Origin of the sequence: Janthinobacterium sp. ROICE36, from assembly GCF_002869965.1 — a bacterium.
In the GTDB taxonomy this organism is placed as follows: domain Bacteria; phylum Pseudomonadota; class Gammaproteobacteria; order Burkholderiales; family Burkholderiaceae_D; genus Janthinobacterium.
Genome location: NZ_PEBS01000041.1, coordinates 1 through 12756, shown reverse-complemented (window position 1 = coordinate 12756; position 12756 = coordinate 1). Strand labels below are relative to the sequence as shown.

General features: G+C 60.5%; 12 protein-coding genes. 5 read left to right on the top strand and 7 right to left on the bottom strand.

The window, feature by feature from the left end:
* Positions 1-5: 5 nt before the first annotated feature.
* The 3 genes from CSZ94_RS16955 to CSZ94_RS16945 all read right to left on the bottom strand — a co-directional run bounded on the left by CSZ94_RS16955 (position 6) and on the right by CSZ94_RS16945 (position 3144).
* Complete coding sequence (locus tag CSZ94_RS16955) at positions 6-1715, bottom strand: methyl-accepting chemotaxis protein (protein WP_102122584.1); 1710 nt, start codon at positions 1713-1715, stop codon at positions 6-8.
* Between the two features lie 250 nt (positions 1716-1965).
* Positions 1966-2511, bottom strand: a complete 546-nt coding sequence (locus CSZ94_RS16950; RefSeq protein ID WP_102122583.1) for a DinB family protein — start codon at positions 2509-2511, stop codon at positions 1966-1968.
* A gap of 33 nt (positions 2512-2544) precedes the next feature.
* Positions 2545-3144 carry a MarC family protein gene (locus tag CSZ94_RS16945; protein ID WP_077398149.1) on the bottom strand — a complete coding sequence of 200 codons (600 nt, stop codon included), beginning with the start codon at positions 3142-3144 and terminating at the stop codon, positions 2545-2547.
* Positions 3145-3382: 238 nt separating this feature from the next.
* On the opposite strand from CSZ94_RS16945, the gene CSZ94_RS29195 reads away from it, so the two are divergent.
* On the top strand, positions 3383-5365 hold the full coding sequence (locus CSZ94_RS29195) for a hypothetical protein (protein WP_146009820.1): 1983 nt from the start codon (positions 3383-3385) through the stop codon (positions 5363-5365).
* Positions 5366-5701: 336 nt separating this feature from the next.
* The gene (locus tag CSZ94_RS16935; protein ID WP_102122582.1) at positions 5702-7435 is read left to right on the top strand and encodes a methyl-accepting chemotaxis protein; all 1734 of its coding nucleotides are present in this window, start codon (positions 5702-5704) and stop codon (positions 7433-7435) included.
* 13 nt (positions 7436-7448) lie between these two features.
* On the opposite strand, the gene CSZ94_RS16930 is transcribed toward CSZ94_RS16935, so the two are convergent.
* Both CSZ94_RS16930 and CSZ94_RS16925 read right to left on the bottom strand, forming a co-directional pair.
* Positions 7449-8600 (bottom strand): AI-2E family transporter, encoded by a 1152-nt coding sequence (locus tag CSZ94_RS16930; RefSeq protein ID WP_102122581.1) that lies wholly within the window; start codon positions 8598-8600, stop codon positions 7449-7451.
* 160 nt (positions 8601-8760) lie between these two features.
* Entirely contained in the window at positions 8761-9756 is a 996-nt protein-coding gene (locus CSZ94_RS16925) for a hypothetical protein (protein ID WP_102122580.1), read from the bottom strand.
* Positions 9757-9879: 123 nt separating this feature from the next.
* Here CSZ94_RS16925 and CSZ94_RS16920 point away from each other — a divergent pair, with 123 nt between their 5' ends.
* Positions 9880-10248 (top strand): hypothetical protein, encoded by a 369-nt coding sequence (locus CSZ94_RS16920; protein WP_102122579.1) that lies wholly within the window; start codon positions 9880-9882, stop codon positions 10246-10248.
* Here CSZ94_RS16920 and CSZ94_RS16915 read toward each other — a convergent pair.
* A complete protein-coding gene (locus CSZ94_RS16915) occupies positions 10227-11288 on the bottom strand; it encodes a GGDEF domain-containing protein (RefSeq protein WP_180977514.1) in 1062 nt (353 codons plus the stop codon). The genes CSZ94_RS16920 and CSZ94_RS16915 overlap by 22 nt on opposite strands.
* 146 nt (positions 11289-11434) lie before the next feature.
* On the opposite strand from CSZ94_RS16915, the gene CSZ94_RS27640 reads away from it, so the two are divergent.
* A complete protein-coding gene (locus CSZ94_RS27640; RefSeq protein WP_146009819.1) occupies positions 11435-11638 on the top strand; it encodes a hypothetical protein in 204 nt (67 codons plus the stop codon).
* A 191-nt stretch (positions 11639-11829) separates the two neighbouring features.
* The gene (locus tag CSZ94_RS16910) at positions 11830-12165 is read left to right on the top strand and encodes a Fic/DOC family N-terminal domain-containing protein (protein ID WP_258001043.1); all 336 of its coding nucleotides are present in this window, start codon (positions 11830-11832) and stop codon (positions 12163-12165) included.
* A 47-nt stretch (positions 12166-12212) separates the two neighbouring features.
* Here the strand turns inward: CSZ94_RS16910 and CSZ94_RS16905 are convergent, their stop codons facing one another.
* Entirely contained in the window at positions 12213-12572 is a 360-nt protein-coding gene (locus tag CSZ94_RS16905; RefSeq protein ID WP_374703588.1) for a DNA cytosine methyltransferase, read from the bottom strand.
* Positions 12573-12756: the final 184 nt, after the last annotated feature.

The following is a 12756-nucleotide window of genomic DNA, read 5'->3' as shown; positions in this document are numbered from 1 at the left end:
TCTACTTAAAACTCTTCCCATTCGCTTTCGGCGCCAGCATTGCTGCGGCGCGCCGGTGCGGCGGCCACGGCCTGGCGCACGGGCGCCTTGCGGGCCACGGGGCGCGCGGGCGCCGCGATGCTGCTGCGGACGGCGGCCCGCTTGACTGCAGGTTGAGATGCGGCAACGGCGTTGCCCGTTTTAAAGAATCCCACCACGTGCGCCAGCTCGCCTGCCTGTTCCTGCATGCTTTGCGAGGCGGCCGCCGCCTCTTCCACCAGGGCAGCGTTTTGCTGCGTCACTTCATCCATCTGGGCAATGGCCATGTTGATCTGTTCGATGCCGATGGTTTGCTCGTGCGTGGCGGAGGTGATCTCGCCCATGATGTCGGTCACGCGCACGATGCTGTCGACGATGTCGCCCATGGTCTGGCCCGCTTCATTGACGAGGCGCGAACCCGTGTCCACGTTGGCGACGGACGCGGCGATCAGTTCCTTGATTTCCTTGGCGGCCGAAGCCGAACGGTGTGCCAGGTTGCGCACCTCGGTTGCCACCACGGCGAAGCCACGGCCCTGCTCGCCTGCGCGCGCCGCTTCCACGGCCGCGTTCAAGGCAAGAATGTTGGTCTGGAAGGCGATGCCATCGATGACGCCGATGATGTCGACGATCTTCTTCGACGACGCGTTGATCGTGCCCATGGTGTCGACTACTTGCGCGACGATGCTGCCGCCGCGCACGGCCACTTCGGACGCGCTTTTTGCCAGCTGGTTGGCCTGGCGCGCATTGTCCGCGTTCTGTTTCACGGTCGAGGTCAGCTCTTCCATGGCCGACGCCGTCTCTTCCAGCGAACTGGCCTGCTCTTCCGTGCGTGCTGACAGGTCGAGGTTGCCGGCGGCAATTTCGCCCGATGCCGTGGCGATGGCATCCGTGCCGTGGCGCACTTGCGCCACCACGCCCAATAAACTGTCGTTCATGGCTTTCAGGGCGCCCAGCAGGCGGCCCGTTTCATCGCTGGAATTGACGACGATGTGCGAGGACAGGTCGCCCGAGGCCACGGTTTCGGCCACGGCCACTGCCGCATTGATGGGGCGGGTAATCGAGCGCGTGATGATCCAGGCCACGAAGGCACCCAGCAGCACGGCCACGCTGCCCAGGGTGATCATGAAGGCGCGCGCGCTGGCGCTCAGCGATTCGGCATCTGCTGCCGCCTGCGCCGCCTGCTGCGCTTCATAGGCGAGCAGGCTGTCGAGCGCGCCCAGCACGATCTTCAGGCTCGGGGCCGCCTGCTGCGTCAAAAAGGCGATCGCCTCTTCCGTCTGGCCCGCATTGCGCAGTTCGATGACCTTGTTGTTCAGCGGCGCGCCCGATTTCAGGGCGGCGTCCAGTTCGGCCATCAGGGCCGTTTCCTTGTCCGTCGAGATTTTCTTTTGCAAGGTTTCTTTGGCGGCGCCGTATTTCTTGCGCGCTTCGCCGATTTTCGCCAGTTCCGCCTGCACCAGCGCTTCCGTCGGCGCCACCACCACGCTGGTGATCGCCAGGGTAATGTTGCGCACGTTGTCGCTCATGGTATTGGCCGCCGCCATCTTGACGTTCTTGTCGGCCACGATGTCATGCGTGCGTGCGCTCAGTTGCCCCATGGAATACAGGCCGACGAGCAAGACGGCTACCAGCAGGCCGAGGACGACAGCAAACCCGATCCCGAGCCGGGTGCCGATTTTGAATTGTGTGAGTGACATGATTGCTTTCGTGTTGCGGAAGTGAGGGAAAACGTCGACAGGCCAGGGCTACGGGTTTATACGTAGGCTCGGCAAGCCTGTAATTGTTCCTCAAAAATCCGCATCGCAATACAAAAACTTGTATTAAGTCCGTGAAAAGTTAAAAAATTGGTAGCAAATTAAATAAGTTGTCGTGTGGAAACAACGTGCGCGGCTGTGGGCGATGGTGCTGGCATTGATCGCGCTGAAAGCGAGGCTGTACCGCCTGCTGTCAGTCGGCAATATGGTTGGGGATGCGAAACAGCAAATCCGTGTCGCCGATGTCCACGCCCGCTTGCGACAGCAGGGTGCTGGCCTGGCCCCGGTGGTGGGTCTGGTGGTTGAAGAAATGCATGAGCAGGCTGAAAAACTCGCGCCGGTTCGGCCCCTTGCTGTTGCGGTAGTCGAGCAGGTGGTCCAGGTCGGCTTCCGTGATGGAGGCGGCCCAGTCGACGATGAGCTGGTCCAGCCACAGCCGGTGCGCATGCATGGCGGCAAAATCCTCGGCCGCGAACAGCGGCTGCGTGAGCGAAGCGGGTGGCGTGATGGCGCGGATGGGATCGAGCAGGGGAAAGCCGGCCGGGTGTTTGGCGTAGCGCTGCAGCCACAGGGTATCGCCCACCATCACGTGGTTCAAGGTGGCCAGCAGGGAGCCAAAATACGCGCCCCGCTCGCACTGCAGCTCGCCGGGCGGCAGGCTGGCCGCCGCTGCGTAGACCTTGGCATTCATCCACTGGTTGTAATCGGCCATCAGGCAAAGGTGGGCGCAACGGCTCATGGACAAACCTCCGTGAATGAATGAAAGGCTATTTTATACAGACTTTAAAAATGCGCGTATGCCGGCCAGCAACATTTCAATGGCCATCGCCGTCAGGATCAAACCCATCAATCGTTCAAACGCCGTCATGACCCTGGGACCGAGGGCCCGCTGCAAGCGTTCGGCGCACAGGAAGACGGCCAGCCAGACGGCGGCCACGGCCGTCAGTCCCGCCACGTGGGCGATGACGTCATTCATTTCATGCGAGGAAAACAGCAGCACGGTAGCCAGTGCCGACGGGCCGGCCAGCGCTGGGATGGCCAGAGGCACGATGAACGGTTCGCCGCCCATCTCGTGGTCGCTATTGCCCGCATTGGGCTGTGGAAACACCATGCGCATGGCGATCAGGAACAAAATGACGCCGCCGCCGATGCGCAGCGCCACTTCCGACAATTGCAAGGCGTTCAGGAAATGGCGGCCGAAGAACATGAACAGCAGCAAGATGCCGAAGGCGATCATGCACTCGCGCACGACGACTTTCCAACGCCGCTCGACCGGAACCCGTTTCAGGGCATTGACGAACAGGGAAACGTTGCCGAACGGGTCGGTGACGAGCAAGAGCAGGATGAATGTCTGGAAGAAATTCTGTGTCATGGTGATGTGATTGAGGTCAACACCGCTGCCAGGATGGGCGCGCTGCGATAAGGCTTGCGATGATAACAAGAGCGGCGACGATCGCCCATGATTATTGATGCATAGCAGCATTTTTTTTATGCCGCGATGACTTTTGCCTGGTAAAACGCGGTGGGCGTGGTGCCGAAATGTTTCCTGAACATGGAGGTAAACGCACTTTGGCGCGTCTTTTTACCGCCTGGTGCTGGTCTTGCTGGTGATGACGCCGTTTAGCGCCCGCCCCCTATGGCGCAACCGCGCCGCCATCCGTCGCCAGTGGTGGCAGCTGGCCCTGCTCAGCGTGCTGCTGCTGGGCGAGCGCCTGACGGTGGGCATGGCGGCCGGCGGCGTGCTGTCGTTTGGCGGCTTGCTGTATCTGGTGGGGCGCGGCGATGTGCTGGCCTTGCTGCAGCAAGGCGTGCATGCGGGCGACGCGCTGATGCTGCTGGCCTGCCTGGTGTTTGCCCTGTACGGCGTGCTGCTGCGCCGCTGGCGCTTGTGGAGCAGCGGCCGCTGTGGCGCCAGCGTCCTGGGGTGTCCGGGATTGCCTGAATGGCCATGCATAATGGTGGTTTTCGGCAGTGGAGTTGGCATGCGGCAAACAGTTTTGATGAGTACGATGGTGGCGCTGCTGGCGCTGGGCGCCCTGGCGCCGGCGCAGGCAGCGGCGCGTTTTTATACAGGCGTCCCCATGGCCACCGCCAGCGCCGTCGAGCGCCGCGATGGCGGCGTGGTGCTGGCCTTCCTGCGGGAAAATGGCGAGGTCAACGGCTACTACTGCCAGTGCAACGAGGGCAGCGAGAAACGCATGAACCTGGACAAGTACGGCAAGGCCAGCATCGAGGCCGTGTTCCAGCTGGACCTCGACAGCGAAGGCGAAACCACCTTGGTGCTTAGCCGCAGTGCTCATGCCTATGGCTTGCACGCCTACCGCTACGAGCGCAGCGGCGGCAGGATGTTCAAGGTGACCACTTTGCAGCCGGCGCTGGACGCCATCGTGGGCGGCGCGAAAACCATGGACGAGACGCAGGTGCGCGCGGCGCTGGCCAGTTTGCAACTGATCGATTACAGCATCGCGTACGCGCCTTCGGGCGTGGCCGAGTTCGATGCCATCGAGCATGCGCACGGTACCCTGGCCGGCTATTTCAATATCGATGGACAGTTGTTGCCGGGCAAGCCCGCGGCAGCGCCCGCGTTTGCCTATAAAAAGACTTTCCTGGAAAAGGAGGGCCATTTTCTGACCGTCACGTATCTGCTCGGCAAGGGATGGCAAGGGGGCCGCGCGCCCAGTTATCATGTCAAGTGGATCACCTGGGAAACGCAACCGCAACGCTTTGCCGCCAGCCAGGATGGGCCATTCATCGAATACGAGGTGAATTGCTGCGTGGGCAGCGTGTTTGCCCGTGGCCAGTATGCGCTGGGCAAGCGCACCGGCGTATGGCACTTCGAAGAGCCGTTCACCATCCGCTCGTCTGGCGCCTATGTCGATGACAGGGCCCAGGGGCCATGGATGTATGAAAGCGGCGACGAAACCACCACGGGACAGATGTTCAAGGGCCAGCGCACGGGTCGTTGGGAAGTCAGCCCGGGCCTGGCTGAGTGGCGCGCAGCGGACATGCACAGCTTCACCGGTTACGACCATTTTGTGAAAGACCGCCTGGACGGTCCCAGCGAGCGCCGCGTCGCCGGCGTGGTGCAATGGCAGGGCAACTATGTGAATGGCAAGAAACAGGGCCAGTGGGTGGAACCTGGCGGTGGCGGCAACTACGTCGATGACGTCAAGCAGGGGCCGTGGAAGAAGGCGACGCCGGACGGCGGCTGGCAAGTGCTGACCATGCTCGATGGCAAACCCGATGGCAAGCTGGAGCAGTATGCGGCCAGCGGCCAGCTGGAACTGGTCGAGCATTACCGCCTGGGCTTGCTCGAAGGCACGATGGAAAGTTTTTATCCGGATGGCAAGCGGCGTTACCAGGGCAGCTTTGCCGACGGCAAGCGCGATGGTGCAGAAACCCTGTTTTATCCCGATGGCGAACTGCCGCAATTTCACCGTAACTGGCACCAGGGCGTGCTGCATGGCGTCAATATCGAACATTTCCAGAACGGCAAGCCGAAGCAGATTGGCGCCTACAACATGGGCAAGAAAACGGGCCGGTTTCAGTATTTCCGCGAAGATGGCCAGCTCATCGAAGAAACCGTCTATTAACATACCTGGCATTCCGGCGCGACCGCGCACGACAGCGGAATGCCAGTTCTGCGCAAAAAACATCATTCACTTGTCGCCAAGCGTGAAAATCCCAGTTGGATGTTGCTACAGGTAATCTTTCCCTGTATCTTGCAATATAGAAATTAAAAGTACGAAAAACCTCGACATCGTTGTTCTGTATTGCATTTCTCTCGATATGCGCGGGCCGCCCTCCCCCTGCTGCCGCATACGCCCTATCGACCGGTCCTCAATAATTCACCTGACTCGCCCATCGGCGTGTGCCGCTATGTCGTCCGGCATGTGCAAGCATGGTCGTGCCCTTACCAAGGAAACTGCATGCTGTCGAATATAACAATAAAAATGCGCCTGATCGCCACCATGAGTGTGCTGGGCTTGCTGATCGCCGTGCTGGGCATCATGAGTATCATCAGCCTGAAATCGGCCAACAACAGCCTTAACGAGGTCTACAGCAATCAGCTGGCATCGACGCAAGCCATCGGCGAATCGCAGATTTTCCTGGGCCGTGCGCGTTTCACGATGGACCGCGTGATGGTGCATCCCGATGCGGCCGATGCCAAACAGACGCTGGCGCGCGCCGACCAATTCATGGCGTCTTCCAACAAGTCCTGGAAGGTGTACCTGGGCTTGCCGCAAAGCGCGGAAGAAAAGCGCCTGTCCGACGACATGGACAAGAAGCGCAGCGACTACATCAACAATGGATTGTTGATTATGAGCAAGGCTTTGTTTGAAGGTAATATCGCGCAAGCGGATGGCTTCATGATGAAGGGCCTGACCCCCCTGTATCGCACGATGGACCAGGCGGCTGAAACATTAACGCAGTTCCAGGTGAGCAGCGCCGCCAAGATGTACGCCGATAGCCAGGTCAGTTACAACCGGCAAGTGACCATGGCTGTGATCGGCATTGTGGTGGGCGCCTTGCTGACCATTTTGTCCAGCATCTTGCTGTTGCGTGCCATCTTCCGTCCGCTGGACCAGGCCTTGCGCCATTTTGGCGCCATTTCCGACGGCAACCTGGCCAACGACATCGTCATCACGCGCCACGATGAGATGGGTGCCTTGCTGGCGGGCTTGCAGAAAATGCAGGAACGCCTGTCGAGCACCGTGCGCGGCGTGCGCGACGGCAGCGGCGCCATCGCCACGGCCAGCAATGAAATCGCTTCGGGCAACCTGGACTTGTCCAGCCGCACGGAGCAGCAAGCGTCGAGCCTGGAAGAAACGGCCTCTTCGCTGGAAGAGCTGACCTCGACCGTCAAGCAGAATTCGGACAATGCGCGCCAGGCGAACCAGCTGGCCGTCTCCGCTTCTGACGTGGCCGTCAAGGGCGGCACGCTGGTGGCGCAAGTGATCGATACCATGGGTACCATCAGTGAATCGTCGAAAAAGATTGCCGACATCATCGGCGTGATCGACGGCATCGCCTTCCAGACCAACATCCTGGCCCTGAACGCGGCAGTGGAAGCGGCGCGTGCCGGCGAGCAGGGCCGTGGCTTTGCCGTCGTTGCCACGGAAGTGCGCAACCTGGCGCACCGTTCGGCCAGCGCCGCCAAGGATATCAAGGTGCTCATCGAAGCGTCGGTGCAGAACGTGGGTGCCGGCAGCGCGCTGGTCAGCCAGACGGGCACGACGATGGACGAGATCGTTTCCAGCATCCGCCGCGTGACGGACATCATGGGCGAAATCAGCGCCGCCGGCCGCGAGCAGGAACTGGGTATCGGCCAGATCAATCAAGCCGTGGCGGAAATGGATACCGTGACGCAACAAAATGCGGCACTGGTGGAAGAGGCGGCAGCCGCTTCGGAAGCGATGCAGGAGCAGGCGGCGGCGCTGGCCGAGATGGTCAGCATTTTCAAGCTCGACGCCAACCATAGCGGCCCGGCAGCGGCCAAGCCTGCCTTGCGCAAGCCTGGCGTGGCCGCCGCCAGCACGGCCTTGAAACGCCCGGCAGTGCGCCTGGCGCCGGCCCGCGCAACGGCAGCACCTGTCGCGGCCGCCAAGCCGCGTCCGGCCAAGCCTGCCGCGGATAACAGCGGCGAGTGGGAAGAGTTCTAAGTGACTGCTTAAGTTACTGCGCTGGTAGGGTGGCCTTGCTGCCCTGTTCCTGCAATCGCGCCGCCTCGGCCAGGGCCTGGGCGCGTGCTTCCTCTGCTGCCTGTTCGGCTTTCTCATGCGCATCGTGGCGCGCCTGCAAGGCCGCCCGGGCGCGCACGAAGACGATCTTGATGGCCGCCATCACGGGCACGGACAGGAAAATGCCCACCACGCCACCCAACTGGTCGCCGGCCAGCAAGCCAACGATCACCATCAGCGGGCTCACTTCCACGCCTTCGCTCATCAAGTACGGGTTGACCACGTAATCCTGGAACAAACGGTAGGCGGCGATAAAGCCGATCAGCCAGAAGACGTGATCGTAGCCGCTGAAACCGGCGACCACGACGGCGATGACGGCGGCCGCCAGCGGACCGGCAAACGGGATGAATTCCAGCAGGGCGGCCGCACCGGCCAGCAGCAGGCTGTACGGCACGCCCAGCAGGGAAAAGGCGATGCTGTAGGACACAAAGGTGGCGATCGACAACAGCAGCAGGGCGCGCACATAGCGCGACAGCAAGATGTCGAGGTCATCGATGATGGCACCCCAGAGTTTCTTGTTCGGGCGGTTCAGCAGGGACAGCAAGCCGTCGCGCATGTCCGGGCCTTCCTTGATCAGCAAAAAGCTCAGCACGGGCACCAGCACCAGATAGATCAGGTTGCTGGCTGCATGCATGACGGTCAGGCCCAGTTCTTTCGCCAGCGGCATGGCTTGTCCCGTACCGCTGCTCAGCTGTGTCTGCATGAACGACAGCAGGCGCGCGCGCAAGGGTTCCATGAATTCCGGCAAGGGGATGCGCTCGGCAAAATTATTGCCCTTGAGCAAGGTCGGCAACTGATCGCTGAGCTTGATCGCCTCTTCCTCGATGCGCGCCCCGAAGATGGAGCCCAGTATCGCCACCAGCAAGATCACCACCAGGAAGACGATGCCGATATTGGCCGTGCGCGGCAGGCGTTTCGGCCCATAGCGCTCCAGCAGCCCGATCAGCGGATACACGAGATAGCTGAAGAAAATGGCAAACACCACCACGATCAGGGTCGACGAGACCTTGTAGGTGAGAAATAGCAGGAAGGCGATGAGGAAAGCCGTCCACACCATCTTGGCAACGCGCAAGTTAAAACCGAACATATGATTCCTTAGGGCAGGATGCGACGCAAGCGTGGCAGGCTTGAAGGGCAGTGTGGGCAAGGCAGGGAGCGGGCCGCGCCGCACGGCCGGAAATCATACCGCAAAATGCCAAAATGCCATGCTCCTGTGCGTCATGGCAATGTTTCCCCTGCGCTCACGCTTATTTTGTCTGCCAGCTGGCCACAGTGATCAACACGCCGTTTTCCTTGTCCGGTTCGCGCAAGGTCACCGTGTAGCGGCCGCCGGCATCGCTGCCGCTGAAGACCACCTTCTCGTCATGTCCCTTCACTTGCGCGCCCTTGGCCAGTTTGGCGTAGGTGTTGAGCACCCAGTGGAAATCGGCATAGCTGCGCAGGGTGATATCGGCGTCGGGCATGGGCTCGTCGCCGGCTGCGGCTTCCTCGGTCGGCGTGCGCATCGGCAAACCGGCCAGGCCCGCCGGTGCGATGAGTTTGCCACCGCTGGAGCTGCTGTTGAGTTCCGCGTTCGGCAGCAGCAGGTGCAGCAAGCTGGCGGGAAAGCCGGGCGGCACGTCGCGCTGCCGCCAGCCGGGCTGGTCGGGGCGGGTGGTGATGTATTCCACCACAGCAATGCTTTGCCGCTGGTCCGGCGCAGCCTGCGCCAGCATGGGCGGCAGTTGCCGCGCCCACACCAGCAGCGGCGCGGCTATCTCGTCCTCTAAGCCCGGTGGCAAAAACAAGGTCAGCACGGCGTGCGTGGGCGGCAGGCAGTCGGGGTCGCAATGGCCGTTAACCAGGGCCAGTGCCAACAGCTTGCGTTGCGGGTCGAACAGCATGGCGGCGCGCTGCGCACCGTGCTTGCTGGCATCAATGGAGGCCAGCACCGAGCGCCCGTCGGGCAGCATGGTGCGCGTGATGTCGTCCAGTGACTGCATGCTGTCGAGCACCTGGCGCGCGATCAGGGCATTACCCTGCGTATAGCTGCCGCGCGCATAGCCGAGCAGCCTGAAGACGTCGGCGCGGATCTCGGGATGCTCGTTCAGGCTGAGCGGCGGCGATGGCACGGAGACGGGCACGGTGGCGGCCACGAAGGCGGCATCCTCGGCAGACAGCGTTTGCGCCAGCGCAAAGGGTGAAGTGCCCAGGGCCGCACATAGCGACAGCAGGGGCACGATGCGGCGAATATAGGTGTTCAATGGTAATCCTTGTCGAGACGCCATGCCGGTCGGCTTGCCGGCATGCGCGCGCCGCGATCTTAGCATTTCAGGAGTGAAACGCTTTCTGCTAAGCTTGGCTATTGAATCACTGTCCCGCTTGCCATGGCCAAGATCACCATTTCCTGCAGTATTCCCGTCAACGATGAGGTCGTGACCGAGTTCGTGCACAAATACGTGCTCCACTCGCGTGTCGGCGCGGCCAGGAAACTGCGCATGGGAGAGAAGGGTTGTTTCTATACCTGTTCCTTGTATACGGACGAGCACGCCAAGGTGAGCCGTTTGATCCGCCGCATGCTGGCCTTCTTTGAAAGCAAGAACATCCCCTTGACCATCCTCAAGATCGGCGCCCGGGACAGCTGGCATGAGGTGGACCCCGAGCAGCGCGACCCGTGGAAGATTTCGCCGCAAGCCCTGCTGGCGCTGCTCGATGCAAAACCGGACGGCAATGCTCAGGCGGCATTGAGCACGTAGCGGTTCTTGCCGCTTTTCTTGGCCTGGTACAAGGAGTCATCGGCGCGCCGGTAGCTGTGCGACAAGTCCGCTTCCTTGAGCATTTCCGCCATGCCGATGCTGACGGACACCTTGCGTTCCGGCACGAAAGCCGCCTCGACGCTGTCGACCAGTTGCGCGGCAAAGGCGCAGGCCGCGTTCTTTTCGCCCAGGTAAATGATGGCGAATTCCTCGCCACCCAGGCGGCCGCACAGATGCTCGCCACACAGCCCCGCGATGACATCGGCGATCTTTTTCAGCACCTCGTCGCCCACCTCATGGCCATGCACGTCGTTGATTTGCTTGAAGTCGTCGATGTCGATCATTAAAAAATACGCGGGCGTGTGGGCCGTACGCTGCAGGATGCGGGCGCTTTGCGTGAACATGCGCCGATTGTTGAGCCTGGTCAAGCCATCCTTGTAAGCCATCGTCGCCAGTTCGCGCTGTGCGCGGTAGTTATGGATACGCAAGACGAGAAAATAGATATTCAGCGCCAGGCCGATGATCACGCTGATGCTGACGGTCAACACGGGCCAATGCTGGTCGATACGTCCCGCATGCACGGGAAACTGCCCCAGCCCCACGATGGCCCACACGCCCAGCGAGACGCCCAGGTAGTACGCGATGCCGCTGAAGATGGGCGCCGTCGTCAAGGTGATCATCACGCCCAGCGGCAATACCCAGAAAGCGGGGTCTTGCGTGCCCAGCATCAGCACGCGAAAGCCGAAAGCGATGAACAGCACGCTGATGCTGCCGCTGACGATAATGGCCTGCAGCGACCTGGCATACACGGCCAGCAGCAGCCCCGCCAGCATGCCCGTCACGGCCATTGCCGCATGCGCATGATTGAGCGAAGCGCGCGACAAGGTCAGGCTGAACGTGAGCAGCCAGCAAGCCAGGCCAAACGTCAGGATCGCTATCGAAATGAAATGCAGTTCCTTGAAAAAGCGCTGCTGCTGCTCCCGTTCTCCTGAAAAGAACAGGTAATAGAAGGCAGGAGACACGCGGCGCGAAGTAAACATTGCATTTGTCCAGGCAGACAACATGCCTTGCGGCAGAGACGCCTCCCGGCAACGGCAGGCGGCATGGTGCGCGTACAAAATTAGTTGCGCTCAGGAACTAGTGTACTGGTTTCTGGGACGGGATGGTGATACGGGCGAGGAAAACGATGAGCACTGTCCTGCTGCCGCCACATTATGAAGGAAGTGCGCTTATTGCTTGCTCAACACAGCTATACCGAGGCCATGCTGCAAACCGCCTGGCGCCAGGATATCGCCGCCAGCATCGTCGGCGTCTTGACGCGATGTTGGATGGCAAGTTGGAGCAAGTGTTGCAAACCTTTGGGGAAGTGCTGTGGCTGAAGGCGGCTTGATGGCGCCAACATAAAATAAGGATTTCATTATTTCATTTTTCTCTTTAAGTTAAAATAAAACCTCCATTCATTTTAACTTCAGCGAACCTATGGAACGTGGACTCACGGGGACCTACACATCGACCATTGCCGGCGGTGTGGCGTGCCAGGCCTTTGTGCCCTTGCCACTGCCACCCACGCCGGGATTGGACTTGAACGGCAAGCTGCAAAGCCGGCTGGACGAAGCCTTGATCGCATTGGGACGACTCGATGCCATCAGCACGCTCTTGCCCGATGCACGGCTGTTTCTGTACAGCTACGTGCGCAAGGAAGCCGTCATGTCTTCGCAAATTGAAGGCACGCAATCATCGCTTAGCGACCTCATGCTGTATGAGATAGAAGGGCAGCCTGGCGTGCCGCTCGATGATGTGCAAGAGGTTTCCTGCTACGTCAAGGCAATGTCGCTGGGCGTGGAACGGATACGGCAAGGGAAATCATGCCATCAGATGCTTTCCCAATTCTTGAATTTGCCACAATCGGCTGGATAACTCATCAAGTTCACGGGTGATCAAACATCGGCTTCCTGCCGAGTAACCTATTCCCATATATCCTGTTGCATAGGGGGAGAGACGCCGGCATCGGCGCCTCTCAACAGAGCATAAACGATATCTCCAATTTTTTTCGCGAGAAGGGGAGGAACAGCATTTCCCACCTGATGGAACTGTTCGGTCCTGTTCCCCTGAAAAAAATAGTTGTCCGGGAAGGTTTGCAGTCTTGCTGCTTCCCGCACTGTCAGACTGCGGCACTGCGTTGGATCGTAATGGATGAAATAGTGACCATCCTTGGAAATGTGACTGGTAACCGTCGTGGCTGGCCGCCCGCGCAACTGGACACGGAATCGATCAGAAAACTTTCCCGTTTCCCAGTTATCATGATTAGGTCTCAATCCCTGCAGTGAGAATTCGCCATGTCCTTTCGGCGACCAGCCAAATGCGTCGGCAAACGCCGCCGCGGGGGTGTACTGAATTCTGTGTAAACGGTTTTTCGTTTAAGTCTGCGGTACCCGGTCTTCAAACTGGATGGCGAAGCGGTTCAGTGCCGCTTTCCAGTCCCGTATTGGCATCGTCCACTTCTTGCTA

Excerpts from the sequence above, each read along its gene's own strand:
- CSZ94_RS16915 (WP_180977514.1), bottom strand. The coding sequence starts at position 11,288 with ATGTTTACTTCGCGCCGCGTGTCTCCTGCCTTCTATTACCTGTTCTTT.
- CSZ94_RS29195 (WP_146009820.1), top strand. The coding sequence starts at position 3,383 with ATGACGCCGTTTAGCGCCCGCCCCCTATGGCGCAACCGCGCCGCCATC.
- CSZ94_RS16945 (WP_077398149.1), bottom strand. The coding sequence starts at position 3,144 with ATGACACAGAATTTCTTCCAGACATTCATCCTGCTCTTGCTCGTCACC.
- CSZ94_RS16935 (WP_102122582.1), top strand. The coding sequence starts at position 5,702 with ATGCTGTCGAATATAACAATAAAAATGCGCCTGATCGCCACCATGAGT.
- CSZ94_RS16920 (WP_102122579.1), top strand. The coding sequence starts at position 9,880 with ATGGCCAAGATCACCATTTCCTGCAGTATTCCCGTCAACGATGAGGTC.
- CSZ94_RS16930 (WP_102122581.1), bottom strand. The coding sequence starts at position 8,600 with ATGTTCGGTTTTAACTTGCGCGTTGCCAAGATGGTGTGGACGGCTTTC.
- CSZ94_RS27640 (WP_146009819.1), top strand. The coding sequence starts at position 11,435 with ATGAGCACTGTCCTGCTGCCGCCACATTATGAAGGAAGTGCGCTTATT.
- CSZ94_RS16950 (WP_102122583.1), bottom strand. The coding sequence starts at position 2,511 with ATGAGCCGTTGCGCCCACCTTTGCCTGATGGCCGATTACAACCAGTGG.
- CSZ94_RS16955 (WP_102122584.1), bottom strand. The coding sequence starts at position 1,715 with ATGTCACTCACACAATTCAAAATCGGCACCCGGCTCGGGATCGGGTTT.